Below are 26,584 nucleotides of genomic sequence, written 5' to 3'. Positions count from 1 at the left end.
CTTCTCTTTTCTGCTACCCTGGTTATAACCGTTTCTCCGATCGGAGATTTTTTTGTTCCCATACTTCAGTCCAGAGCCAGAGGTAAGGTAAACCAGAACGTGGCTCCCTGCCCCGGACTACTGATTACGCCAACCTGCCCATTGTGCTGGCGTATAATTTTCTGGCATATATAGAGTCCCAGACCTAATCCCGATGACCCACTATAAACGATGCGGTCAGGCACCTGGTAAAAACGCGACCAGATCTTTGATTGAAGCTCCCGAGCAATCCCTGGCCCTTCATCGCAGATAGAGACCCGTACAACCATGTTATCTAGCTCGAAACGTATGGTGATCGCTTTATCCACTGGCGAGTATTTAATGGCATTGTTCAGATAATTTGTGAGTACCTGACCAATACGTTCAACATCAACGACAACAGGGATCATATCTTCACCGACAGGCTCGATAATCTGAATAGTGCTCAAGGTGTTACCTGTACGAAGGTCCGCAACGACGTTACGTACCACATCCAAAAGATTGCACAACTTAGATTGTAACTCAAGGCGATCCTCTTGTATACGAGAAACATCTAATAGATCACCAATCAACCGGCTTTCAACCGCGACCTGGCGCTCGCCACGATTGAGCACCTCGTCGATCTGCTCTAGCAAACCGGGATCTGGTATCGCCGCCGGCAAGTGCCCTATCTTGCGATGGGTAAGTTGTAGACCGGCTTTAATCGTCGCCAGAGGCGTCCGTAGTTCGCGGCTGGCCAGGCGTAGAAAATTATCTTTCTGACGATTGGCTTCACTTTCTGCAACCGAACGGATCTGCGCAATAATACGTTCATGTATCAGACGCTCACGCTCAATGACCAGCGCGGTCAACTTGCCTACGACCTTTATCAAGGTCAGGGCTTCAGATAACGGGTATTCCTGCTGGACGGAGGGCGCATCCATGATCAACAGGCCCAGGCATTGTTCACCGATATGCAGGGGCGCCACTAACATCTGTGACATCCCAAAGGTGGCTATATCCGCCTTTGGGATGCAGGCCACATCTAACAAAACGGGCTCACCCCCTAAAAGTCGTTCACGAAAATCAGCGGACAGGTAATCATGCAGATAGACATGGGGCATCTCGCGCCAGAAACGCTCTTCTGATTCAGGGGGTAATCCGGTGGCGGTCACCGGCACCAAACGATATGTCCCCGAGTCAATGGTTACGATACACGCCATCTGCGCGCCTAGCAGATCACAACCAAGCGAGAGCAGGTGCCGTACTACCTCTTGCCGGGAAATATATGCTTGCTGATCCGCCATATTATCGGGAAAATTAAGCTGCTCCATCGAGTGGGCCAGGGCTTCGGCCATCGCCAATAGGGTATCTATAGCGTGCTGGGTACGCAACTCCTGGCGCCGTCTGACCGTCACATCTCGAAATATCAGCACGCCCCCGATAATTTCGTCGGCAAGGTTACGGATCGGGGCACCACTGATGTTCAGGCAGCGCTGTTGACCATCCAGAGCCGTAATAAAAATGTCTTCAGCCTGTGGACCTTTCAGAATCTCTCCATGTAATACGCGGTGGAGCGGCGTCTGCTCCAGCGCGAGAAGCTGTTCGTCCATGCGCATCTGTACTAACGGGATGCGTTTGGACATCGGCAGCAGATCAAATGTCTCATTCCCGTCAAAGCCCAACAGGTCACGGGCCGCCTGATTCATCTGTAGCACCTGTCCTTCGCGATCATAAATGACGATCCCGTCAGCAATCGCGGCAAAGGTGGTCGACAGTTGCTGGCTCAGATGGTGAATCTGTTCTTCCGCCTTTTTATGGCTGGTAATATCGTGAACGGCTCCATAGAAGTGAAACGCGCCGCTAGACTGATCCTTAATAGGATGACAGGAGTCACGTAACCAGCGTATCTCGCCATCTTTGGTGATCAGGCGCCACTCGCGCACATCGGAGGCGCCAGCCAGTAGTGCTCGTCGCCGCTCCCGCACCGCCGGAGCATCATCGGCGTGATAAAGCGCGGGATTCAACCAGCCCAGCGCATCAATTTCTTCGGGCGTATAACCGGTAATGCTCTTAAATGTATCTGTAAGCCATACACGCTTGATTTCACCATCGACTCGTATCTGATATGAGTAGGCAGAGTCAGCGACCAGGGCAGAAATGCGGCGCGCGCGCTCCTCACGCGTGCGCAGGCGTCGCTGCTCGATCGCACCCTGCCACAACATCTCTTCCAGATAGCGGCGGCGGCGTACATATTCAGTCATATCGCGCAGGATCACCACAGCGCCCACCAGATCGGCAAACTCGTTCTGCAAAGGCGCCCCACTGATCTGTACATAGAGCTCCTGCCCGTCATGGGTAGGGAAATGGATAATAGGAGCGTTCTGGCCGGATAACGTTTCACCACCCAGCATACGCGCAATGGGGATCGTATCGGGGGTTAATAACTGCCCTTGCATATCACGGGCCCGCAGGCCGGCCATTCTTTCTGGTTTCAGAATATCTTCCTGGGATGTTGAGACAATGCGAGCAAGCAAACACTGAGCAACCGCATTGGCGCTTTGCAGACAACCAGTTGCATCGACCTTTACCACGCCATCGGGAATCGCCTCCAGCAGAGCCTGTAATTTATTGACATGTTGTAGCTGAAAATGGGATGGAATGGTGGAGTACAGTTTATGTTGCAAATCAGTGTCCTCCTCTGCCAAGAGATCGCTGAAAGAAAGTCTCGCTTGCGCATGCAGCAGGGTAAAGCCGGGCCAATCTCCACGGTGAAATAAGAAATCGTTCTTTCCCATTCTAGCACATTAAGGTTTCTATGAGGAGTTGGGCAACGACAATAGATAGATACATTCGCACCCATCTGTTTTCGTTGCCCAACTCCTCATAGAACAGACACGATAAAAACTCTGCTGTTCCAAGCATGTCAAAAAGCAGAAAATGTTTTTTGTGTTATTATATATAGCAGTCTATTGACAAGCATTCTCTATTTCACGGACGAAAGGAATTCGGTCAATGAATGCCTGGAGATTATTTACCTCGCTCTCACGGGAGCAACGCAACACATTTACGGCCAGTTTCATGGGCTGGACATTGGATGCCTTTGACTTTTTCCTCCTCACCTTTGTACAGGTTAAACTGAAGGATGACTTCCATGTCGGGCTGCCCGCGATTGCCTTCGCACTTTCGATGACACTGATGATGCGTCCAGTAGGTGCCTTTATCTTCGGCTTGCTGGCTGAGCGCTTTGGCAGGCGCACCCCTTTGATGATCGATATCCTGTTCTATTCGGTGATCGAGTTACTCACAGCCTTCTCGCCCAATTACGGCGTTTTCCTTTTACTGCGTATCCTGTTTGGTATCGGTATGGGCGGTGAATGGGGACTGGGCGCCTCGTTAACAATGGAGTCATTGCCAACCGAATCAAGAGGGCTCTTCTCTGGCATTCTCCAGCAAGGCTACGCATGTGGTTATCTGCTTGCGGCGCTGGTCTATGGGCTGGTCTTCAGCTTCTTTCCGGCCTCCCTGGCAAACTGGCGTACATTGTTTGTAATTGGCGTGTTACCAGCTCTGCTGGTCGTCTACATTCGATTTAATGTGCCCGAATCACCGGTCTGGGAACAACAACAACGGCGCCACCGCCGCGCGGGCATTACTCCCTGGCAAAGTATCTGGCGCGCGATCAGCAGCCGCCCTATCCTGTTCATCTATGTGATCATTTTAATGACCGCGTTCAACTGCTTATCGCACGGCACCCAGGATAATTATCCAACCTTCTTGCAGGCACAACTAAAAATCGGGGTGACCGGGACGACCATCATTTCCGCCATCGCTAACGTGGGAGCGATTATTGGTGGAACGCTGTTTGGCTATTATTCACAACAATGGGGGCGGCGTAAAGCTATCATTATTGCCTGTTGCCTCGGCATCATCATGATTCCCCTGTGGTCCGGCTGGCTCAAGATTCCCGGGGTCAGTCTGCTCTATACGCTGCCACTGGGTGCCTTCCTGCTGCAATTTATGGTGCAGGGAGCGTGGGGCGTGGTACCAGTCCACCTCAACGAGCTTTCGCCCACCGATGTGCGCGGTACCTTCCCGGGCTTTGCCTACCAGTTGGGAAACCTGTTCGCGGCCCAGATCATTTTCGCCCAGGCCCTGCTGGCCGCCAATATGGGACAATCCAAAATCCCGAATTATACGGCCGCGCTGGGCATTTTCTCATTAGGGGCTTTTCTGGCGGTCATTATTATGACGGCCATCGGCCAGGAGGCCCGTGGCATCGAGTTTATGCACGAGGAAGATTCCGAGCAATCAACACTGGAACAACCAATCTAAAGAGGTGTATTGAAATAAGGAAAGGGTGGGTGAGAAGCGCCCGGGCGCTTCTCACCCACCCTTTCCTTATTTTAATATCAGAGCTCTACGCGCTGGCAGCGGCAGCCGTATGGCGGAATCCCATCGCGTAGAGCGATGCATACTCCCCCTCGCGCTGCAGAAGCTCGCTGTGCGTCCCCTGCTCAACGATCTGGCCCGCCTGCAAGACAACAATGCTATCCGCATCCTTAATCGTCGAGAGGCGGTGAGCAATCACAAAAGCGGTGCGACCATGCAGCAGCTTTTTGAGCCCCATCTGGACAATCGCCTCCGTAAAGGTATCGATATTAGCTGTAGCCTCGTCCAGGATCAGAATATGAGGATCAGCCAGCAGCGCCCGAGCAAATGAGATAAGCTGACGTTGTCCCATACTCAGATTACGGCCACGTTCGCGAATAGGCGTATTGTAGCCATCGGGCAACTGGATGATCAGATCATGGGCGCCTACAATTTTAGCCGCCTCCATCACCTCTTCATCCGTAGCCTCCAGGCGACCATAACGGATATTATCCGCGATGCTACCGGTAAACAGGAATGGCTCCTGGGGCACCACGCCAACCTGACGCCGCAACGACTTCTGTGTCACATCACGCAGATCATAGCCATCAATCGTAATCGATCCGCTCTGGATATCATAGAAGCGGGTCAACAAGCTGATGATCGTGCTCTTACCGGCACCCGTTGGGCCCACAATCGCCACTGTCTGACCAGCCTTGATATCCCAGTTCAGACCTCGCAGCACCGGATGCGCAGGATTGTAGCCGAAGACAACATCCTTAAACCTGACATCACCCTTGATCTCTGGCAGATCCTGGGCATCCGGCTTATCCTTAATCTCAACCTTCATATTCAAGATCTGGAAGATGCGCTCAGCCGCCACACCGGCACGCTGCAGTTGGGTATATTGCTGGCTCAGATCACGAATAGGATCAAAGAAACGGTTAATATACAATACAAAGGCAACCAGAGTACCAATCAGCAGCTGACCCTTTGAGACCAGGTAGCCACCATAGATAACGGCCAGACAGATAGCCAGGGCCGCTACCACCTCAACCAGAGGGAGGACTAGCGCCGCGATGCGGCTGGACTCGAGGTTGGTGTCGCGGTTATAAGCGTTGAGATCGTCAAACTCCGCGCGGTTGCGATCCTCACGTACCAGACTCTGGATCACGCGCATACCGGAGATGTTCTCTTGCAGCGTCGAGTTCACCAGCGAGATTGAGGCGCGCGTACGACGGAAAGACATCTGCGCATGCTTCTGCCAGAAGGCCGCGATAATGAACATGATGGGCAGCACCACAAAGGTCAGCAAGGCCAGCAATGGACTCATCACCAGCATCAAGATGATAATACCCACCAGCGCGATCACAGAGCCCAGCATCGAGAGCAGACCAGAACTGAGCATGGCTTCCAGCACGTCGATATCACTCTGCAAGCGTGACATGACGCGACCAATCTGCGTATGGTCGTAGAAGCTCAGCGAGAGGCGCTGCAGATGCGTAAACATATCAGCGCTCAACAAGAACAGGATCTGCTGACCGGCCCAGGACATCGACCAGACCTGCCAGTACTGGGCCTGCCACATGGCGATATTGACCACTAGAAAGATGACGCTCAGGATACCCAGTCCCACCAGGTCACTATGGATAATATAGTTATCGATCGCCAATCCAATTAACCAGGGATTGAGCAGGTTCAATATAGTATACACGAGCATGAGGACCATGCTCCAGATCGCTGGTGTCTTGTATTTCCCGATATACGGGAAAAACATGCGCACCAGCTTCCAATCAAAGTTGCTGCCCTCTTCTTCATCAGAATGAGCCAGGCTGTTCTCGATCCAGTTATGAGAACGTTTATAGTCAGCGTAAGAAACCGCCTTATCGCTTGCCCTGGTTTTAATCACTGTAATACCTCCGTCTGCAGATCAGACTGAGTATTCAGCACCTGTGCCTCAAACTCTTCCTGTTCTCGCAGCTGCATATCATAGAGTCGGGCATAGGGACCGTTATGCTTCAACAGTGTAGCATGGGTACCGCGCTCAACAATTTTTCCTCGCTCTAAGACAAGAATCTGGTCGGCATTTTTGATGGTGCGCAGGCGGGAGGCCACAACAAAGGTAGTGCGTCCACGCATCACTTCTTCCAACGCCTGCTGAATCAGATATTCGGTCTCCATGTCCACACTGGAGGTTGAATCATCCAGCACCAGGATGCTTGGATTGAGCAACAACGTACGCGCGATCGCCACACGCTGCTTCTGGCCGCCTGAAAGGGTGACACCACGCTCACCAACCCAGGTATCATAGCCATCGGGCAGCGTTAGAATGAAATCATGGATACGCGCTGCCTTCGCGGCTTCCAGAATCTGTTCCTCCGTTGCTCCAACCACACCATAGGCAATATTCTCGCGGATCGTCGCATTGAACAGAAACACATCCTGCAATACCAGGCCAATATTGCGTCGCAACGAGGCCAGCGTAACATCACGCACATCAGACCCATCCACCAGCACACGCCCCCCTTTTGTATCATAGAAGCGAGGCAGCAAATGCAGCATAGAACTCTTACCACTACCGGTTGGACCTAGAATAGCGATGGTCTGACCCGGCTGCGCATCAATAGTGATATCCTTGAGAACTTCAACACCATTACTATAGGCAAATGAAACATTTTCATAACGTACATGACCGGCTACTTTTTGCAGGACTTTGGCATCAGGCGCATCCGTAATATCTGAGGGCGTGTCCAGAACACTGAAAATACGTGTTCCTCCCGACAGACCACGTACCCACCAGTTAATCATGAAACCAAATGTACGCACCGGCGTTCCCAGTAGCAGGATATAGTTGGTTACCGCCACCAGGGTACCCAGGCTCAACGTGCGGTGAATAACCGCGATACCACCAACCCATAATACCAGTACCGTCACCAGGTTCAGCGAGAGAACCAGCAATGGCTGATTCCAGGCCGACAGGCGCATAGCGCTCATATTGAGCTCACGCAATTGCTGGTTCTGCGTACCATATTTCTCAATCTCAAACTCTTCACGAGCAAAAGACTTTACGACGCGCACACCGCTCAGGCTCTCCTGCATAATCGTGCTCAGATCACCTACGCCATTTTGCACCTCCAGCCACAAAGGTCGCAAACGCTTGACAACCTGGGCCGAGAGAATTAGCATTATAGGTACCGAGATTAACGTAATCAGAGCCAGATAGACATCGAGTCGCAATAATAGAATTGTCACAGAAGCAAAGGTAACCACCGCTAGCAGGGCGCGTAGCAACCCCATAGGGAAAAAGTTACGTACAGCTTCAATATCAGCGGTCATGCGTGACATCAGCTGACCAGTTTCAGAATCATCGTGAAATGAAAAACTGAGGTGCTGTAAATGATCATAAAGCATATCGCGCAGATCGTAAGCGACCAGCGACGAAATGGCCTGCCCGAGATAACCTTGCCCATAAGCAAAGAGGCCACGCAACGCACTGGTTACCAGGATCGCCAATGCCGCCCACAGCAGGTCCTGAAAACGACCACTACGAATACCAACATCAACGACCCACTGCAACAGCCAGGGCACGATCAACGAAAAGCCGGTTGCCAGCCCCATGCAAACAACAGCTGCAACTGCTTTGAACCAGTGAGGTCGCAACAGTTTAAAAATGCGCATATAAATGCGCCAATTCTCTTGTAATTGATTTTTACTCAAAGACGGTGAAGATTGCTGATTGGCCTGTGTTACCTGCATTCCAGATAAATCCTTTCTTGACGCGCCGTATCCGCAGTATTCCCAGTACACTTACTCATCGCACGTCGGGGCATTTCTGGTTATGCCCATAAAACAAAAATGACCTATTACACTATCTTTTATCCACTCATGCGTGATATGCATCGAGCAAGTAGAGCCTGAAGACAAATCACATACATCAATGGATGTGACAGGTTAGTATCATCACTCAAAGTCTAAAATGAAATGGCTGACATATGCTTGTCAGTCATTCTACATCTTTTTTGGAAATTTCGGTAATTGATTTTTGTTTTATTCCCGGAAACTGATACCTATTTCCGGGAATAAGCCGTTTTTCCAGTTTTTTGCTTTCTCATACTTTCGTTTTCTTTCTATTATGCTTTCTAAGAATGTATCTTAGTTTCATGATTATCACCTGCAGTGCGCATAAGTCTTCGCACCTACACTCAAAATGTGTTTGACTTTCGTCATGTTGGGGGCACGTGCGCGCCTCCGCACGCGCGTCCGCTGCGCGGCCGCGCTGGTTGTGTGTGTTGGTGCAGGCGGGGCGCGTCCCGCGCCCCGCCTGCACCAACACACCATGGATGTGTGAGCACCAGAGGTGCGAATGCGCTCCTGTTGCACCAATACACCATGGATGTGTAAGCACCAGAGGTGCGAATGCGCTCCTGTTGCACCAACACACCATGGATGTGTGAGCACCAGAGGTGCGAATGCGCTCCTGTTGCACCAATACACCATGGATGTGTGAGCACCAGAGGTGCAAAAGCTCACGCGTGCTGCAGGCGATAGTCATGAGAATCAGACACACTCAAAGTAGTCTTCGTACCTACCCCACTCACTAGTCTTCGTACCTACCCCACTCACTAGTCTTCGCACCTACACTCAGTAGTCTATTGTATATTGGTGCAGCAGGAGCGCTTTCGCGCTCCTGCTGCACCAATATACAATAACAATGCGGCCGCGTAGCGGACGCGCGTGTGGAGGCGCTTATATACCTCCTCATTAACGATAATCGTCAAAAAATAGTAACTTCTTTACCTCATCCCCTCTTGTTTTTTCGGGATCAGTAGCACATAATAAAAGATATGCAGAAGACTGAAAGACTTGTGGCGATCACACTATTGCTGCAGGCGCGCGGAAAAATGACGGCGAAGCGACTCTCCGACATTTTGGGCGTCTCCGTACGCACCATTTATCGAGATATTATTACACTCTCTCTCGCACATGTACCGGTTTCAATGGAATATGGGCCCGGCGGCGGCTACTACTTACCAGAAGACTATCACCTGGAATCAGCCATCTTTACCCGTGAAGAAGCTATTTCGCTGATCTTAAGTACCGATATCTCTGGGAACTACAACCTGTTTGCCGGTGATACCGATCTGCACCGGGCCCTGGTCAAGCTAGAGGCGGTGCTGCCTGAAGAATATCAGGCCGATGTGCGAGCGGCACGCGATCACATCCTGATTGATACATCCGCATGGTGCAACCAGACCACTGAACCGACGCATCTGGAAACGATCAGGGCCGCTGTCCTGGGCTCACATCAACTGGATATCCTTTATTCCGGCAGCAACTGCTCGAAGTTCGCGGTCACTGGCGTGCTGTGGCGCCGTATCGAACCCTATGGATTGGTATTTAAAGGCCTCAGTCGTCGTCATATCCGCACGGGACGCTGGTACCTGGTCGCCTTCTGCCAATGCTGTCAGTCTTTCCATATGCTGCGTGTCAGTGACATTGAGCAGGTATTTGTGCGAGAAGAATTGACGATACCCAGGCCGGATTTTAACCTGCGCGCTTACTGGCGAGAAGCTCGCAAACAGTTAGAGAGGCGCTATCCCCCCATTTCCCTGAAACTGCACGTGAGCGCCCAGGGCCGTCAAAGCGTCCTCCATGGAGACATCACGATTCTCAAAGAGGACGCCGATGGCGGCGCTATCGTTCAGGTCAATGTAGAATCTCTCGACGATGCCATCTCCTACGCGCTCGGACTAGGGGCCGCCGTAACGGTTCTGGAGCCTCCGCAGGTCAGAGAAGCAGTGGCGACAGCCGCTCATGCCATCGCGAATATATATAGCTGATCCAGACCACTGATCGTGCTTCAATACTCCTTCACATGTTCATCAACTTCGATTGAGAAAAAATACAAAATGTGGCACACTTCTAGAAGACGGCTAGGAAAATAACTTCAGCGCTGAAGTCCAGAACAGGTGATCTGGTTCATGAGAAGATGAAGAAGAGGGATCAGGCGATAATGACAAATAAACGACTTATACTTACGCTTCAACCCGATGTGCTGGCCATCTGCCGTTTAGATCCGGCGACCCCGCTTTCGTCCGACATGCTCAACGGAAATTTTGTAGCCATTACCAAAACAGATGAAGAGCTCTCGATCATTTGCCCACAGACTAACATAACAGATGAGGCTATTTATACCAGGGGATGGCGCTGCCTGCGCATCGAGGGTCCCTTTGCGCCCGACACCACCGGCATCCTGGCGGCGGTGTTATCCCCTCTGGCAAACGCCAATCTGAGCGTCTTTACCGCCACCACGTATGATACCGGGCATGTCCTGGTACGAGAACAAGATCTCAATCAGGCGATTCAAATCCTGGCTCAGGCAGGCCACACGGTGCGCAGCGAGAATAAAGCCACGGCACCCCACGCCATCCAATAAATAAAGGCACCCCTCCTTTTGTCATAGAGGGGTACCTTCTGGATGAATATATTCACCAGGTAGTAACCAGGTTAGCGCTGACCGGGTCGACCGCTAGAGGCGACGCGGCGGCGTACGCGTCCAGACTTCCTGTCGTTGTCATGGTGTTGGGCTTCGGCCTCAAAGGATATATGCGTCCTCTGCTTTACTTTATGGCCGCCAAAGTGCGCGGATCGGCCCGCCGGACGTTTACTACTATGCTCTCTCCTGCCAGCAAAACGGTCCGGCTCAACGAACTCTTCTGATTTCCAGACAGGAGCCGTATTGACGCGGATCTTTTTTGGGCGCGGCTTCACTTCAGCAGGATTTTTATCTTCGGCCTCCATCCTGCTACCTTTAGGAGCCACTGTAGCTGGGGATGCGAATTTGCGATTACGGGCGGGACGTGCTCCTGAAGGCTGCTCGAACTGCGGCTCGGCTACCATAACGGGCTTCGCGACTGGTCTGGCAATCATAGCATCCTCATCGATTGTCAGTTGTTGAAGCGAGACCGCCTGCCCGAGGTTGCGCGACATGCGCCGCCATTTGGAGACGTCCCCCGGCGTTAGCAGCGTAATGGCCTTACCATGGTCTCCCATGCGACCAGTACGGCCAATGCGATGGGTGAATAGCTCACTGGATTCGGGCAACTCATAGTTGATAACCTGGCGAATGCCCCGGATATCCAACCCACGAGCGGCTACGTTGGTTGCCAGCAAGGTCTGCACGCGCCCATGGCGGAAAGCGGCCAGCACCTCTTCACGGGCACGCTGGCTCTTGTTCCCATGTAGGGTCCCTACCGCAAAACCAAGGTTGGTAAGCTGCTTGCCTAACTTCTCCACGCCATATTTGGTCTTGCCAAAGATCAGGCTGCTTTCACCATCGGTGGAGTTCAGCAATGTACAGAGGGCCGCCATCTTCTGATTCTGCGGTATCTGATATGCGATCTGTTCGATGGTACTTTCCGCCCCGATGGCCGGTTGGATAGCGACCATGGCGGGATCCTTCAGGAATTTCTCCTGTATCTTCGCCACCCAGTCAGGCATGGTGGCCGAGAAGAGGGCCATCTGGCGTGTTTCAGGCGTTGTGGTCAGGATCTGCTCGATTTCGGGCGCAAATCCACTATCCAGCATCTGGTCAGCCTCGTCCAGCACGCAGATGCGCAGGCGTGTCAGGTTCAGGGAGCCTCGCTCCAGGTGATCCTTCACGCGACCGGGAGTGCCGACAACGATCTGGGCACCATAGCGTAGAGCCGAGATCTGCGGGTTATACGGTCGCCCACCCACCAGGAGGGCGGTTGAGAGACGCCGGGCAGCGGCCAGCCTGCTTAAAACATTATTGACCTGAACGGCCAGCTCGCGAGTCGGTACCAGAACCAGCGCCTGTACAAAGCGCTTATCTTTAGCAAGTCTTTCCACAAGAGGGATGCTATAAGCCAGGGTCTTACCCGAACCAGTCGCTGACTGCCCCACAAGATCTTTGCCATCCAGCAACACTGGAATGGCTCCGGCCTGAATAGGGGAAGGTTGGGTAACTTTCATATCTGCTAAAACCGCGCGTGTGGCGGGTTGCAATGCGAATTCAGAAAAAGATGGCATGAAAAATCCTTTCGGCCAAAGCGTCTGCGGTGGACGCATTAAAGTTCCCCGGCAGCGAATGGTGTCAGGGATTATCAGATGCAGACCGCGAGGTCACGGAAGCAATGCTGCTATCTGATAGAAGTAGAACTGGCGTGCAGGAAGAGATATTCTATAGAGGATTGCTCAGAGCTCTTTAGCGTCTTTTATCAGGGAACAGTGCTTCATCATTTATCTGTTCCAGGCCGTGCAAACAGTTATATCTCCCGTATTATATCCGCCCTAGAGCTAATAGTCAAGCCGCCCCCAAAAATACCAGTTTTTTTCACTTTCCTCTTTGGCGCCTACGGCGCCGGGTTGGGAGTGTGGAGTGTGCGCTGGGCGGCCGCCCAGCGCACACTCCACCAGGGACTGCCCGGGCTTTCACACACACATGTATAGTTGGAGGCAGCAGGGGCGCATCCGCGCCCCTGCTGCCTCCAACTATATAGAAAAGTGTGTTTGACACCCCCTTATACCTGGTGCGTGAGCAGATAGTGGGCCATGGCCGATCCAACCGTGTATGCGTTAGCGATAGCGATGCTGGAACCGGGGAAGTTTCCAAGTAGATCCTGTACGGACTGACCGGAAGCGGGCTGATCAAAGTTGCTGGCTGCTCGCAGGTTCAGGTAGTGGTCCAGGTGACCGGTACGCTGCAAGACACCGGCTACCGCCGTGTCTTCCTGTTCTGTCGTACAGTATTTGCCCTGATTGTTGGTCAGTAGACCCATAATATACTGAGCCTCGTTGGAGAGGTCCTGTCCCGCCCAGTAATCGTCACCGGCCATGGTATCACATGTCAGAACGGAAGGGTGCTGGTTGGCCTGATTTGCATACTTCTGCCTGGCAGTCTGGGCCTGGGTACTATCTTGCAGCTTCAAATTTGATGTCTGGGTCATAGCCAGTTTGGTTAGCGTCGTGTTGAGTTGGAAGGCACCGGTACCGGCTTTGTTATTCTCCAGGTAACCATGGGGCACATTAGGAGCTGTAGACGGCAGGAGGTGATGACCCTGATCCCAGTCCACCACCCAGTTAGCCCAGGCGACAGAACCCAGCGTGTTATTAGTGGGAGACGCACCACCAATGCCAGCGGTAATAAAATAGGTATTTTGAAACGAAAATTGTGGATCGCGCAGAATCGCCATCATACTGGCGGCGGCATTCACCTTCTCTTCACCGGTGGTGGTCACACAGAGGCCATTGCTGTTACAGTGCATGTCACTAAAGGCACCAGTCGTCTTGTAATCAAGCGGCAGGCTCTCATTAGACAACCATGGCTGTGTCTCAGATGAAAACATGGTAATCACTAATACTTTAACCTGAAAAGGTCCTGTTGCCGCGTGTCCGCGACCAATCGTACTCAACAACGCGACCAGGCACACCGCAAGACAGAGCACAGCCAGGCTGGCACGTTTGAAATAAGAACGTGAGAACATCGTTACTCCCTTCACATACAATCATTAACAGGCAAATCATTGGTGGAGTATATCCGGCTGTTTTTACACTGTCAATTGACTGATCATAAGCGGGGTGACTTTTTGGTAAAACTTATAAGTAGAAACCAATTTATCTTTAACGTAATTGTTCTTTGATAGTGGTATTAAAAAAGATAAGCTAAGGTTTTCCTGCCACATATCTTGTGTGTACAGATTTATACATATCTATTAATATGGTGTATGATAGAAACAAAAAAAACTCTGACATAAAATTGATAGAAATCGAGGGAAAAGGCTATGTCGACACCTGTATCCTCTATCCATGAATCTAACGATCCTCCGGCCGCGCGCCCAACTATGCAAGATGTCGCCCATGCCGCAGGTGTCAGCCTCAAAACAGTTTCACGCGTCGTCAATAATGAACCACGCGTAGACGAAAAGACGCGTGAGCGCGTCCACCAGGCAATCGCGCAGCTTGGCTTCAGGCGCAACGATATCGCCCGCAGCCTGCGGCAAAAACAAACATCCTCTACAATTGGACTTATAATTGAGGATATCGCCAACCCATTTTATTCGAGCATCGCCCGTGGCCTGGAGAAGGTGGCGCAGCAATATAACTATATGTTGATCATCAGTAATTCAGAGGAAAACGCGCTGCGAGAGCGCGAATTAGTCAATGCTCTATTAAGCCGACGCGTTGAAGGACTCTGCATTGTCCCCGCCGGTACCGACCATTCCTACCTGGCTGCGGAACTACGCCGGGGAACTCCATTTATCTTTCTGGATCGCCCACCGCTACAGTTGCAAACCGATACGATAGTGCTGGATAATCGAGGAGGATCTCGTCAGGCTATAAGACATCTACTCGCGTACGGACATCGGCGCATCGCCGTCATCCAGGGTGATCCGCGCGTCTATACTGGAGCTGAGCGTATCGCGGGCTACTATGAAACACTGGCCGAGCATGGTATCCCCTGCGATGAAAGCTTGATCTATTCTAATTGCGATGAGGCGCAACTGGCCCACCAGGCCACCCACGCGTTGATGAGCCTACCACAGCCGCCCAGCGCGATCTTCTCCACCAGCAATCGTATCAGTATCGCGGTACTGCGAGCATTGCGCTCCTACACGCAACAGCCAGCATTTATAGGCTTCGATGATTTCGATCTCGCCGATATGCTACCCACCCCTATAACAGTGGTCGCTCATGATCCAGCCGCAATGGGGACGCGAGCCGCGGAGATCCTGTTCGCGCGTCTGGCCGGTAGCACCGTCCCCTTTCAGCAGACAATCATACCAACGCGGTTGATCGCGCGCGGCTCGGGCGAGTTACCTCCTCCCCGGGCATAACGGTTTCAGCCTGTATCCAACCGAGCACAAAAAACAGGAGGGCATGGAACAGGCAAACGCCGCTCAACCAGCCGTAATAGCACCCGTCTCCATCTGGGCATGAATAAGTCTGGCATAATACCCATCCTGATGAATCAAAGCGTCATGCGTGCCCTGTTCTACGATGTGTCCTTCATCCAGTACAAGAATCAGGTCCGCGTGACGAATAGTGCTCAGGCGATGGGCAATAATGATCTGCGTACAGGAGAGGACGCTGATATTCTTTTCGACCACTCGCTCTGTTGCGACATCCAGAGCGCTGGTCGCTTCATCTAACAGGAGAATACCAGGCCGTGTCGCCAGGGCGCGCGCCAGCGCCAGGCGCTGACGTTGGCCTCCGGAGAAAGCACTTCCACCCTCGGATACCAGTGTCTCATACTGCATGGGCATCTTCTCGACATCCTCATGAATAGCGGCTGCCCTCGCAGCCTGCACAACTCGTTCCATCTCCATGGCTGGATTGTTGAGCGCGATATTTTCACGCACTGAGCCACTAAAGATAAAAGCCTCCTGCAATACAACCCCGAGTTGACTGCGCAGCGCGCGATAATTCAGCGTCTGAAGGGGCAAACCGTCGAAGAGAATCTCTCCCTGCGTTGGCGTTACCAATCCGATCAGCAATTTTCCGAGCGTGCTCTTGCCCGAGCCCGTTTTTCCCACGAGTGCTACCTTCTGGCCGGGCTGAATAGAGACCGTGATGTCTTGTAGCACCATGGGCGCGTGGGCATCGTACTGGAAGCTCACATTCTTCAGCTCAATACGTCCTGTCAGACGCGGAGGCAGCGACACCTGCTGTGGATCCTGCTCACTCTCGGCGCTCACTACGTCGGATATGCGATCAAAGTGAGCGCGGACAATTTGCAAACTGCTACCAGTGGTGGCAAGCGAACTAAATGGGGCGAGAAAAGAAACGGCCAGTGCATTAAGTGCCAGCATACTACCAATCGACATTGTGCCGTGAATCACCAGCAACGCTCCAATCCAGAGCAGCACGAATGGAGAAGTCAATTGGAGAATATTCATGAACGCGCTGACGATAGATGTGAGATAGCTGAGGCGCATAGAGATGTTCATCTCATCAAAGAACAGATTGGTCCAGCGATCGAGCGCACGCTGCTCGGCTCCCGCGGCCTTCAGGGTGGCGATGCCGGCCAATGCCTCGTTGAGATATCCCTGCGTCTTTCCCTGGGCCGCCAGATCTTGCTGGGTCATGCGACGGATCAGGGGCGCACTCAGCCAGAGAACTCCAACTTCAAGAAGGCCGATCACCAGGGCGATTCCCGCGATCAACGGCGATTGGGAGAACAGAATCACCATGTAGACAAGCACCGTACTGCCATCGAGCAGGGTCGAGATGAGTTGATTGGAGAGCAGGTCACGAATAACTATATTGCTGTTGACACGTGAGAGCAGGTCACCACTGAGCCGGAGTTGAAAGAAGCGATAGGGCAAACTAAGCAGGTGCTCAAAAAAGTTTAGCATCATTTGCGCGTCAATGCGTGTACGCAGATAAATCAACAGGGATGAGCGCAAGAGCGTTGTGATGCCCTGGGTGAGAATAAGCACAATCATTCCCAGTCCCAGAAACGTCAGTAGCTGGGTGGCCTGGGTTGGAATAATAGTATCAACAATGACGCGCGTCAGCAGCGGGATGCCCAGTCCAAAGAGTTGCAGCAGTAATGATGCCAGCAGTATTTGTATGATAGTGCCTCGCAGGTGGAGCAGCGAACGCGTATACGTTGTAAGTGAGAAGGTTGAGTTGGACGCGCGCCGTTCAAATTGTAGTCCAGGTTCCAGCATCAGCACCACGCCGGTAAAACCATCGGCAAACTCTTCTGGTGTCAGGCGCCGCCGTCCCACTGCGGGATCGACCACGTCAACATGGCGGTCTGACCAGCGCTCAACGACGATAAAGTGATTAAACTCCCAGTGAACGATGGCCGGTAGCGTGACAAAGCGAAAATTCTCGATGTCTTTAATGGCCACCGGCCTTGAACGCAATCCATATTGATGTGCCGATGTGAGAATAGTCAGGGCACTCAACCCATCGCGTCCGACGCCGCAGCGTTCCTGTACCTCTGAGACGGTGGTGACACAGCCATGATAGTTCAGGATCATGGCCAGGCAGGCGGCCCCACACTCGACTTCGCTCATCTGCCGCATTTCGGGAACCCGGCGCCATTCTTTTAATCTGATCTTCAGTTTGTCGGATAGGGATGGCCTATCAGCGCTTTCAGCCGATTTGGACGAGGTGGTCTCCTGCTCCTTTTGTTGGGCGGCACGCCGTTCTTCTTCCTGGATCAATTGTGCCAGGCGAATAAGTTCCGCCATATCTTTGATGCCATCTATATGCTGAGTCGGCGCCTCCATCTCCTCACCATCCCCTGTTGCCGGGGCCGAATTTTCATGAGATCGTGTATCTTGCATCGCGGCTCCCCTCTCGTTACGACGGTAAAATATGATCGAGTCCCGGTACGAGTGAAAGCACACTCTGCGTGCCGGTTTGCACGCTTGTCATGCAGTAACTGCCGGCGTACGTATGAGCAGTGGGCGTCGGTTCGATCTGCACCATGACAGCTACAGAAGGGGTGAGGATAACCTGGGCCAGTGGACCCTGTAAATGAAAGCGTGTGCGTGCCTCATCAGGGCCGATAATCCCTGATTCAACTTGCTGTACCGTACCACGTAAAGTAATACCGCTTGAGCCGAGTTGTAGTGTGGCTGGATCACCACTGTGCAGCCTGGTACGTTGATTGAGCGGGACAAAGACAACCGCCGTTAACTGTTGTGCATCCTTCCCGGGCTCCGTGATGAGTCCCTGCCCCGAAACCGACGCTGGCACCCTGACAAGCCAGGCCAGCATCCCCATAACCAGGGCAAATACCAGTAAAATCCACAAACAGGCGAATGCCGGTGGTGAGATGAGCCGCAAAAGAATACCCCGGTCACGCCGCTGTAGATAATTCTTTAAAGCCTGTTCACGAAAAATTGAGGGTTCCGAGGAAGACATCCCTACTCCTCCCATCTATGATAATGTGATTATTAGCAATAATGTCCACCATGGTAAGAATGTGTCTTATTCCCACCACTTTGGGGGCACGTGAGCGCCCTCGCACGGGCGTCCGCTACGCGGCCGCACTGTTTTTGTGTGTCGTGCATGGGGCGCGCGGATGCGCGCCCCATGCACGACACACAAGGGAATTCTGAGCACCGGAGGTGCGAAAACCCATGCAGGCCACAGGCCATCATCATAGGAGTCAGACACGTTCTAAAAGGTATAGGTACGTAGATAATTCGATAAGCAAAGATTGTAAATAAAAAATGGCAAGGCCAGATAGAGGCTCTGTTTTTCTCTATCTGGCCTTGCCAGCCATATGCATAGTTCATGCATATGGCTGGCCAGTTGATGCTGAGGCTACCAACCACAACGGCGGCTGTATGAGTTGATATCGATAACCACATTAACGTCGACGCTAATGCTGGTCTCGCGATCACCACACCAGGAATCCCAATCACGATGCTCACAGTGGTGTTCCCAATGATGCTCGCAGCCGTTGCCACCGGTGACCTGAGTAAGTTGCTCGTTTGTCAAATCCAGCAGACCCATCTCTTCTTTGTTCTTCATTGTAGACATAGAAAACTCCTCTTTTCAGGTTTCAAGCTGTTGACAATTTCTTCAGTTGATGATCATCAATTCCGCACCAATGTACCTTATATGCATTTTACCGATCTCACACCCACTCACCAGCATCAGGATAAATGTCACATATCCGTATACATTCTCTGTCCTACGCCAGGAGTTACGCGATTCTGCTAAAAGCAGTGCCACAAATAATTCACGTGCACTTGAACTACTTGAAACGCTCGCTTCCGCATATCCTTTTTAGGATACTCATCCGTTCATCCGATCATCATGTATACCTGCTGACAGGTACAGCGATGATAGTGGATCACGAGAAAAGGCGATCGCAGGGTGTGTCTTCAGTAAAGGTGCTCCCCGAAGGGTCGAGAGGTATCTTTTGTGCCCTCTCTGATAAGCATTACGCCAGGGGATGTATTTTGGATCACTTGTTTTGACCAAAATAAATTATTGAAGTAAAAAATCTAAATATTCCTTTTTGCATACTTAGATATTCCACCACTGTACTTTGTATAATATTTGCTAAGCTCTCCATTCAATCTCACAAATTTATTTTCTTTCTATCCAGCATATTCAACATGCAAATTAAACGTCTTCTCTATCTTAAACCATGAAAAAAACTACCCCTTCCTACAATAGGCAAGGGGTAGTTCACTATATTTATATTGTAGCCTTACACCTGCACCAGCCGCAGGGTAACGATCTCGTAGGGTTTGATGTTGAAAGAGACTTGCTTGCCCTGGCTCTGCAGCTGCTCGCCGTTCTCTTCCAGCAGATTGGTGTGCCAGACCGTGGCCAGCTCAAAGCCGGTGGTGAGTGTGACGCGACCACGGCGGCGCTGACTCTCGTACAGGCGTACGATAATCCCGTTGCCATCCTCGGCCCGCTTGACCGTTTCGATGATGACGTTGGGCTTATCCACGCTGAACAATGACGACAACTGCTGCTGATTAGCAGAAGCGCTGGCAGCACGCTCAGGCGTATAGACGATCAAGGGATCATTGAGCGCGTAGGCGGCACTGATCGTCTCCTCACTCCAGTTGCCCGCGTGCGGCAGCAGACTATAGGTAAAACGGTGCTCGCCCTGGTCCGCTTCTGGATCAGGCATGGTTGGGCTGCGCAACAAACTGATACGGATGACATTCTCTTTGATGTCATGGCCGTATTTACAATCGTTGAGCAGGCTCACGCCGTAATCACCCTCGCTCAGATCCACGAATTTTTGCGCGCAGGTTTCAAATCTGGCCCAATCCCAACTGGTGTTGCGATGGGTCGGGCGCTGAACATTGCCCCACTGGATCTCATAGGTAGCCATAGGACTCAGGATATCGACCGGGAAGGCGGCTTTGAGCAAGATATGGCGCTCACGCCAGTCGATGTGGGTGTCGACATCCAGGCGCGGACTGTTGTAGCTCAGCGAGATGCGCTGGGTGTAGTCGCTGTGCAAGATGCGGCGCTGGATCTCCAGTGTCGCACGCAGGGGTCCCTCTTCCACGACGCGGATCGCGCTGGCGGGCTCGGCCAGCCACTGCTTATCATCATAGAAGATATCGACATCCCAGGCGTCCCAGTTCAAGGGACGATCCTCAAAGGCCTGGAACTGGTTGGCGATGGCGCCCTCCGGCAGCACTTCGCGCTCACGCAACTTGTCGTAGACGCGGGTGATGTCACCGTCGCGGTTAAGCTCGATGCGGATGTACCTGTTCTCCAATAGCCCCTTCGTCGCGGTTAACTCGGTAGTGGGGACCTTCTGCTCGCCCTCGACTAGCTGCAAGCTAGTGATGCCAAACTGCGCTACCGTGCCAGCATCGATCCAGGTGCCCTGCTCGCTGGTCTGCGTCGAGACCGTTTCGCCGCTCTGGCTGATCTGCAGATGCTTACCCGCCGGCAACGTCTGCGGCCAGTAGGCCAGGTCGTTGCGCTCAAAGGAGGTGGGATTGGCTAGCAAGACATCGCCCCCAACCTGCTCGGCGATGGCCTGGAAGGCCTGGTCGCGCACGCTGGTACCCAGTTCGCTGATCTCTTTGTATTGCTCGGCCGAATCGACATAGACATCATGGATGCTACTGCCGGGGATGATGTCGTGGAACTGGTTGAGACAGATGAGCTGCCAGGCGCGCCCAATAGCATCGGCCGGATAGCTATAGCCACTATTGAGTAGACTGGCCTGTGCCGCCAGGAACTCGGCGTCGTGCATCAGGAACTCGCTCTTGCGGTTCGAGCGCTTGTTGCGGCTCTGGGTGGTATAGGTGCCACGATGGAACTCCAGGTACAGCTCGCCATTCCAGGTCGGCAGTTGCGCGCCCGAGGTCTCTTCTAGCTGACGGAAGAAGGCATCGACGTGTCCCTGGCGCGTGCGTGGCATGGCAGGGAACGCGGCCAGCTCGCGCAGGTTCTCCAGCATCTCGCGGGTAGGACCACCACCACCATCACCAAAACCAAAGGCGGTCAACACCGGAGGAGTAACATCGTCATGGCCCAGATCCTTCTGCCGGAAGTTGGTCCAGGTGCCCAGGATATCTTCGGGCGTCGCCATCGCGTTATAGGTGCTGGCGAAGGCGCTCCCTTTCTCGGGCGTGGGACTGAAGTGGGTCAGTACACGTGTACCATCGATACCCTGCCACCAGAAGCTATCGTAAGGCAGGCGGTTATATTGGCTCCAGCCGATCTTGATGGTGAAGAAATACTCCAGCCCGGCCTGCTTGATCAACTGCGGCAGAGCCCAGGCATAACCAAAGACGTCAGGCAGCCAGAGCACCGGCGTATCAACGTGCTCACCGAAGTGTTCTTTGAAAAAAGATCGGCCCAACAAGAACTGGCGCGCCAGCGACTCGGGACCGCTCAGGTTACAGTCGGCCTCGACCCACATGCCGCCGGTCGCCTCCCAGCGACCCTCGGCCACGCGCTGCTTGATAGCCTCAAACAGCTCGGGATGATCCTGGCGAATGTAGTCATAAAGCTGCGGCTGGCTCTGCGAGAAGTGGTAATCGGGGAACTGCTCCATCAGACGCTGCACGGTATAAAAGGTGCGTGACGCCTTGCGCCGGGTCTGTCCCAGCGTCCAGAGCCAGGCCACGTCGATATGCGCGTGACCGGTGCCTACCACCTCAACATCCAGCGGCTCACCCGCCTGCGCGATCCCCTCTTTGAGGGCTGCGTGCGCCTTTGAGACACTGGCATAGAACGCATCGCCAAAGGGCTCGCGCGTATCCAGAATGGTAAAGGCGCGATCAAGGGCGGCGAGCAGTTTGCCACGGGCGGGAGTCGCTTCGGTCAACACCTGAGCCGTCCCCAGGGCCACACGAGCCGTGGCGATAAAGTCGCGCGTCGGCTGATCGATCTGTACCACCTCAGCCGGCTTCATCAGCAGTTGTGTGCCCTTCTCACCACCAATACCGGTCCAGCCGTGCAGAGCCAGCACGTGCTGCTGCCCATCCTGCCACTGCGGCCGCAGCAAAAACTCATGGTGATAGCGATCGCTGGCGGCATATGCAACGCCATCAATATAGGCTAAGACCTCAGGATGGATAAAGTCGCCCGCGATGCCAATCGGCAAATACAGCGCCAGCGGCGCATCCTGTCCCCACTCCGAAGGAATCTGGAAGGTCGAGCGCAACACAAAGTTCTGGCGCCACTCACCCCAGTAGGAATAGGGCTCAATGGTCTTCCACTCTCGATCATCAACCTCAACTCCAACCGGAGGCGTCTCCTGCGGGCTCATCAAGGGCTGAAAACGGAACGGCGGCAATGCCTGTCGCCGACGATACACCAGCGGCTCGATCAACGTCAAGCGCTGCGCAATTTTCGGAATCGTCCAACGAATCTGGTGAAGCACAACATACTCCTTACTGCTGCTATGGTAAACTTCACCCATTGTAACACACGAACTCGCCGCCGACGCTTCGAATTCGCGACAATTCTTACATCCGCAAAGCAATCGAAAGCTAAAAGAAACACATGCTAAAAAGGCGGGGCCATAAACATATCGGCTCCAATGCAAAAAAACCAGGACTGTCTGCAGAACCGTAGCATCCTGTTGTTGGTACGAAAAAAATGGTTATCCCACATTGAGAGATACCCTCTCATTGACTTCTTTCCCATATTCTCTTGTTTTGTCTTGCGAACAATGTTAAACTCATACATACGCAAATTATCTTTTATTGATACATTGCCAGGCCAGAAAAAATGACTTCATCCCTCAACAAAGAAAATCTTATTTAAAGCCACAATCACTAAAATGACTGGATATCCCGCTTTAGATATTGGGAGCAAGCGAATATATAAAAAAATGTGATCCAAAGGATAAAGACAATGATTCCTCAGTCCTTTTCACCGCAGATGTATGAGTCGGATGAGCATCATCACCTGGGAACGCTTGAGGGGGTATATATTCGGCACGTAACCCTTTCAGGAAAGATAGCCCTGGTAGGCCTCAGCCTATCCATACTCTTTGTAGCAATAGATGCGCTGCTCCTGCTCATATGGGGCGCTGTATCCATGTCCATGCAATCGCCAATTGGCTTTACCCAGAGCATTTTCCTGGTTGGAAAACTTCTTTCTTTTATCAGAGGTGAAGAGCTCATCGCTCCCTTTTTACATCCCAGACTCTCTGTATCCATCTATACAGAAGGTCTGATTTATCGCAAAGGGCGCAGAACGCGGGTGGTGCGTTGGGACGAGATCCAGTCCATTCGGCGCCAATTCAAAATATATCGCAGCAGAGGCAAGGTAAAGCACGTCTCTCCTACGTATACCTGTATCCTTGCTCAGCAGCCAGATATAGTTCTGTACGCGGGGATAGATCATATTGCTGAAATAGGCACCCTCATAGAACATAAACTCACACAGCGGCTTCTCCCACAGCTTCAAGCGGACTATGAGGCGAACAAATTCATCGAATTCAACACGTTCTTTCTCGATCAGCAACACATCGGGGATTGGAAGCAAGAGACCATCTGGAGGCAGGTAAGCAGGATAGAAGTTGGCCTGGAAAATATCGTAGTTGAGATAGCAGACGAGAAGACAGACCAGATTGTTGTTCCTGCGACCAATATGGACAATGTGTGCGCGCTAGAGGCTTTGCTGGAGAGTATTCAAAAAGAGAAAGGATTTGAACTTTCTCTGACCGCGACCCCACAGGTTCAAAGTATTAAGCAGGGAAATCCGTACGAGAACACCATACAAAGGCAGCAGCGCGGGCAAACCTCCTGGGTCTCTACCCTGGTGCTCACCCTGCTATCCATCGCTGGACTGGCATTACAAACATGGGTGTTCTATGATAGTCTCAGCCAGGAACGACTCGCCGACCTGCCAGCTCAAACTTTCCAGGTCTCCACTACACCAACGATTATTATTAAGGTTGACGCAATAGACCAGCTCTTTATACGCAACAAAGGAAATGACAACAACCAGGTGTCGGTTGAGGGATGGAAGAAAGTCACAGGCATTGGCAGTCTTGACAACATCCAACAACAAGCGACCCGGAACGGCAACACGATCAATTTAAGCTGGACGATGCAGCAGAAAAATTTCTTAGGGCTTGGAGCAGAGAAAGTCTTTCTTCTCATTGATATACCAGTCAACAGCAATGTACAGATCGAGACACGTACGGGGGATCTGTTCATCAATGACATCAATGGAGAGATCAAGGTAAAGACGCAAACAGGCTCCATCAATCTACAGACAACCCTGCGAGGTCACTCCCAAGTGCAAAGTACATCAGGTCAGATCAATTTTTGCGGCTCACTTGATCCACAAAGCAGCGATCTCTTCAAAAGCGATAGCGGAAATATCAATATCACCCTACCATCAAATGCAGCCTTGAATCTGTCTTCATCAAACAGTACAAACCAGATCTACAATGACTTCAACAACAATGAAACAGGCACCGTACCACGTACCCGCTTAGAGATCACCACCCGCACAGGTACCGTCACAATTCATAAAGGAATCGTGTCAGATCCGAAACTTTTTTGCTCATGACAGGATTTTTTATCCCCTGGGGAGATAAGTAGTGAACCATGCTACAGCTTCATCCCACGCCTGTTCCCAATCGTGGGTAGAAAGGTCATGAGGAGAGTTGGGATACTCGATATAGCGCAGCCGTTCGGGTGACTGTGCATAGTATGGGGCAAGCCGCTGATGTAGTGCTCGTGCAAATTCAGGTAATACATTCGTATCTTTACCAGCCACCTGCGAGAGCAATGCTATGGGGAAGAAGCGATCAAGATGAAGGTGAGGACTATCAGGCCAGGGGAGTCTCCATTCAGGTGATCCGACCACAGAAACGGCTGCCTGGATGCGCTTATCAGCGATAGTGGCAGCATAAGTCACAAAGCCGCCAAACGAGTGACCAGCAATGCCGATCCGCCCAGAATGTGCCCAGCGGCATGCGATGAGCGCATCGATAATCGCTGGCACTTCTCGCGTAGTCGCCTGCACCGTGGAGAGAAATGCAGCCTCAAGCTGCTCATTCCCCATCAAATGAGGTGTGACCGGAGGGAAGCGCTCATGAAAGTCCGGATAACGCCGCTCTCCATGCCCGATGCCATCAACACCGACAGCAAGGACACCCGCTGCCGCGAGGCGCTGTAATACCGGCACGTAGTCATCTTTGGATTGTCCAAAACCATGATAAAAGAGCACTGTTCCCCGCTTTGCTCTTTCCTCTGGATCATCCTGAAATATAGCCAGTATAGGAGCTGAAGTGAGCTCCAGGCGAATAGATTCCATATCCATCCTTCCGTTAGTGTGTGAAAGAAGATTCGGACATAGCGAGTTGTGTTAGCTTTCTAGCCGTTTCCTCGTCGGCAGGCAGATAAACGACCATCTTCAGACCCGGCGCATCTTCGATCTGGAAGGTGTCATGATCGAAGACCAGGGAACCTACATGTGGGTGGAAGAATTCCTTGCGACCCTCCCGTCGTTCCTGTACATCATGCCGCGGCCACCAGCGTGCGAACTCGGAACTGCGCTGCTGGAGATCCGCGATTAACGCGCGCAATTGCGGGTCATTGCGATACAAGCCGCTGCTGACACGCAGTTGTGCCAGCACACGCCGTGCTACGGCTTCCCAATCACGACTACGACGACGATACTCCTCGTTGGTGAAGAGGAGGCGTACAATGTTGCGCTCTTCTACTGGCATGGTATCAAAGTCCGCGAGAACCTGGCAGGCGGCCCGATTCCAGGCCAGCACATCCCATCTGCGCCCGGTGATGTAGGCGGGATTGTTTCTTCCGATCTCTTCAAGAAAGCGGTGGAGGAAGGGACTGACATACTCACTCGGTGGGACTGGATGCGCGGGAGACGGCTGGCCCGCCAGCAGATAGAGGTGAATCTTTTCAGCAGTTGTAAGCCTGAAAGTTTGAGCCAGACTATCAAGTACCTGAGTAGAGACGTTGATGTCGCGTCCCTGTTCCAGCCAGGTATACCAGGTAACACCAACGCCAGCAAGCTGAGCAACTTCTTCACGTCGCAGTCCCGCCGTTTTGCGACGTGCAGTGCGTGGCAATCCTACATCAGCGGGGGACAACTGACTCCTACGCGTCCGCAAGAAACTGGCCAGCTCAGTACGCTGTTCGCTAGATACCATGCTACTATCTTCCTTTCCCTGGTAGTGCCAATACCAGTATCAACACGCTCTGGAATGACTTTAGATCTTATGGCAAGATAATACCAT

The 26,584-nt window shown here is 52.4% G+C and carries 16 protein-coding genes and 1 pseudogene; 5 read left to right on the top strand and 12 right to left on the bottom strand.

Annotated elements, in window-relative coordinates:
* Nucleotides 1–65 precede the first annotated feature (65 nt).
* Complete coding sequence (locus tag KTT_RS33390) at nt 66–2,684, bottom strand: PAS domain-containing sensor histidine kinase (protein WP_160146316.1); 2,619 nt, start codon at nt 2,682–2,684, stop codon at nt 66–68.
* Nucleotides 2,685–3,012: 328 nt separating this feature from the next.
* Between KTT_RS33390 and KTT_RS33385 the strand changes: the two genes are divergently transcribed.
* The gene (locus KTT_RS33385; protein ID WP_126602178.1) at nt 3,013–4,332 is read left to right on the top strand and encodes an MFS transporter; all 1,320 of its coding nucleotides are present in this window, start codon (nt 3,013–3,015) and stop codon (nt 4,330–4,332) included.
* Between the two features lie 85 nt (nt 4,333–4,417).
* On the opposite strand, the gene KTT_RS33380 is transcribed toward KTT_RS33385, so the two are convergent.
* Nucleotides 4,418–6,277, bottom strand: coding sequence for an ABC transporter ATP-binding protein (locus tag KTT_RS33380; protein WP_126602176.1), 1,860 nt, complete (start codon nt 6,275–6,277; stop codon nt 4,418–4,420).
* A complete protein-coding gene (locus KTT_RS33375) occupies nt 6,274–8,124 on the bottom strand; it encodes an ABC transporter ATP-binding protein (protein WP_126602174.1) in 1,851 nt (616 codons plus the stop codon). The genes KTT_RS33380 and KTT_RS33375 overlap by 4 nt, the downstream gene beginning before the upstream one ends.
* A gap of 1,088 nt (nt 8,125–9,212) precedes the next feature.
* On the opposite strand from KTT_RS33375, the gene KTT_RS33370 reads away from it, so the two are divergent.
* Together KTT_RS33370 and KTT_RS33365 are read left to right on the top strand one after the other, a co-directional pair.
* The gene (locus KTT_RS33370; RefSeq protein WP_126602172.1) at nt 9,213–10,208 is read left to right on the top strand and encodes a helix-turn-helix transcriptional regulator; all 996 of its coding nucleotides are present in this window, start codon (nt 9,213–9,215) and stop codon (nt 10,206–10,208) included.
* A gap of 173 nt (nt 10,209–10,381) precedes the next feature.
* A complete protein-coding gene (locus KTT_RS33365) occupies nt 10,382–10,804 on the top strand; it encodes an ACT domain-containing protein (RefSeq protein ID WP_160146315.1) in 423 nt (140 codons plus the stop codon).
* 71 nt (nt 10,805–10,875) lie between these two features.
* Here KTT_RS33365 and KTT_RS37865 read toward each other — a convergent pair whose 3' ends face one another.
* The 3 genes and pseudogenes from KTT_RS37865 to KTT_RS33355 all read right to left on the bottom strand — a co-directional run bounded on the left by KTT_RS37865 (nt 10,876) and on the right by KTT_RS33355 (nt 13,874).
* Entirely contained in the window at nt 10,876–11,739 is an 864-nt protein-coding gene (locus KTT_RS37865) for a helicase-related protein (protein ID WP_371864948.1), read from the bottom strand.
* A gap of 120 nt (nt 11,740–11,859) precedes the next feature.
* Nucleotides 11,860–12,363 (bottom strand): annotated as a pseudogene (locus KTT_RS37860) (DEAD/DEAH box helicase); the annotation flags it as partial.
* Nucleotides 12,364–12,911: 548 nt separating this feature from the next.
* Nucleotides 12,912–13,874: a purine-nucleoside phosphorylase gene (locus KTT_RS33355; RefSeq protein ID WP_126602166.1), complete on the bottom strand. Its 963-nt coding sequence runs from the start codon at nt 13,872–13,874 to the stop codon at nt 12,912–12,914.
* A gap of 297 nt (nt 13,875–14,171) precedes the next feature.
* Between KTT_RS33355 and KTT_RS33350 the strand changes: the two genes are divergently transcribed.
* Complete coding sequence (locus tag KTT_RS33350; RefSeq protein WP_126602164.1) at nt 14,172–15,224, top strand: LacI family DNA-binding transcriptional regulator; 1,053 nt, start codon at nt 14,172–14,174, stop codon at nt 15,222–15,224.
* Between the two features lie 63 nt (nt 15,225–15,287).
* Here KTT_RS33350 and KTT_RS33345 read toward each other — a convergent pair whose 3' ends face one another.
* The 4 genes from KTT_RS33345 to KTT_RS33330 form a co-directional block, all read right to left on the bottom strand.
* On the bottom strand, nt 15,288–17,690 hold the full coding sequence (locus KTT_RS33345; RefSeq protein WP_126602162.1) for a peptidase domain-containing ABC transporter: 2,403 nt from the start codon (nt 17,688–17,690) through the stop codon (nt 15,288–15,290).
* A gap of 16 nt (nt 17,691–17,706) precedes the next feature.
* The gene (locus tag KTT_RS33340) at nt 17,707–18,273 is read right to left on the bottom strand and encodes a hypothetical protein (protein WP_126602160.1); all 567 of its coding nucleotides are present in this window, start codon (nt 18,271–18,273) and stop codon (nt 17,707–17,709) included.
* Between the two features lie 405 nt (nt 18,274–18,678).
* Nucleotides 18,679–18,897 (bottom strand): hypothetical protein, encoded by a 219-nt coding sequence (locus tag KTT_RS33335; RefSeq protein WP_126602158.1) that lies wholly within the window; start codon nt 18,895–18,897, stop codon nt 18,679–18,681.
* Nucleotides 18,898–19,576: 679 nt separating this feature from the next.
* A complete protein-coding gene (locus KTT_RS33330; protein ID WP_126602156.1) occupies nt 19,577–22,738 on the bottom strand; it encodes an alpha-mannosidase in 3,162 nt (1,053 codons plus the stop codon).
* A gap of 476 nt (nt 22,739–23,214) precedes the next feature.
* Here KTT_RS33330 and KTT_RS33325 point away from each other — a divergent pair, with 476 nt between their 5' ends.
* Nucleotides 23,215–24,885: a DUF6585 family protein gene (locus KTT_RS33325; protein ID WP_126602154.1), complete on the top strand. Its 1,671-nt coding sequence runs from the start codon at nt 23,215–23,217 to the stop codon at nt 24,883–24,885.
* 9 nt (nt 24,886–24,894) lie between these two features.
* Here KTT_RS33325 and KTT_RS33320 read toward each other — a convergent pair whose 3' ends face one another.
* On the bottom strand, nt 24,895–25,635 hold the full coding sequence (locus KTT_RS33320) for an alpha/beta hydrolase family protein (protein ID WP_160146313.1): 741 nt from the start codon (nt 25,633–25,635) through the stop codon (nt 24,895–24,897).
* A 13-nt stretch (nt 25,636–25,648) separates the two neighbouring features.
* A complete protein-coding gene (locus KTT_RS33315; RefSeq protein ID WP_126602149.1) occupies nt 25,649–26,497 on the bottom strand; it encodes a helix-turn-helix transcriptional regulator in 849 nt (282 codons plus the stop codon).
* Nucleotides 26,498–26,584: the final 87 nt, after the last annotated feature.

Source organism: Dictyobacter aurantiacus, assembly GCF_003967515.1.
GTDB lineage: Bacteria > Chloroflexota > Ktedonobacteria > Ktedonobacterales > Ktedonobacteraceae > Dictyobacter > Dictyobacter aurantiacus.
The sequence above is the reverse complement of the archived record's forward strand: the minus strand, read 5'-3'. Positions and strand labels throughout refer to the sequence as shown.

Excerpts from the sequence above, each read along its gene's own strand:
- KTT_RS33385 (WP_126602178.1), top strand. The coding sequence starts at position 3,013 with ATGAATGCCTGGAGATTATTTACCTCGCTCTCACGGGAGCAACGCAAC.
- KTT_RS33375 (WP_126602174.1), bottom strand. The coding sequence starts at position 8,124 with ATGCAGGTAACACAGGCCAATCAGCAATCTTCACCGTCTTTGAGTAAA.
- KTT_RS33370 (WP_126602172.1), top strand. The coding sequence starts at position 9,213 with ATGCAGAAGACTGAAAGACTTGTGGCGATCACACTATTGCTGCAGGCG.
- KTT_RS33365 (WP_160146315.1), top strand. The coding sequence starts at position 10,382 with ATGACAAATAAACGACTTATACTTACGCTTCAACCCGATGTGCTGGCC.
- KTT_RS37865 (WP_371864948.1), bottom strand. The coding sequence starts at position 11,739 with ATGGCGGCCCTCTGTACATTGCTGAACTCCACCGATGGTGAAAGCAGC.
- KTT_RS33355 (WP_126602166.1), bottom strand. The coding sequence starts at position 13,874 with ATGTTCTCACGTTCTTATTTCAAACGTGCCAGCCTGGCTGTGCTCTGT.
- KTT_RS33350 (WP_126602164.1), top strand. The coding sequence starts at position 14,172 with ATGTCGACACCTGTATCCTCTATCCATGAATCTAACGATCCTCCGGCC.
- KTT_RS33345 (WP_126602162.1), bottom strand. The coding sequence starts at position 17,690 with ATGCAAGATACACGATCTCATGAAAATTCGGCCCCGGCAACAGGGGAT.
- KTT_RS33340 (WP_126602160.1), bottom strand. The coding sequence starts at position 18,273 with ATGTCTTCCTCGGAACCCTCAATTTTTCGTGAACAGGCTTTAAAGAAT.
- KTT_RS33335 (WP_126602158.1), bottom strand. The coding sequence starts at position 18,897 with ATGTCTACAATGAAGAACAAAGAAGAGATGGGTCTGCTGGATTTGACA.
- KTT_RS33325 (WP_126602154.1), top strand. The coding sequence starts at position 23,215 with ATGATTCCTCAGTCCTTTTCACCGCAGATGTATGAGTCGGATGAGCAT.
- KTT_RS33320 (WP_160146313.1), bottom strand. The coding sequence starts at position 25,635 with ATGGAATCTATTCGCCTGGAGCTCACTTCAGCTCCTATACTGGCTATA.
- KTT_RS33315 (WP_126602149.1), bottom strand. The coding sequence starts at position 26,497 with ATGGTATCTAGCGAACAGCGTACTGAGCTGGCCAGTTTCTTGCGGACG.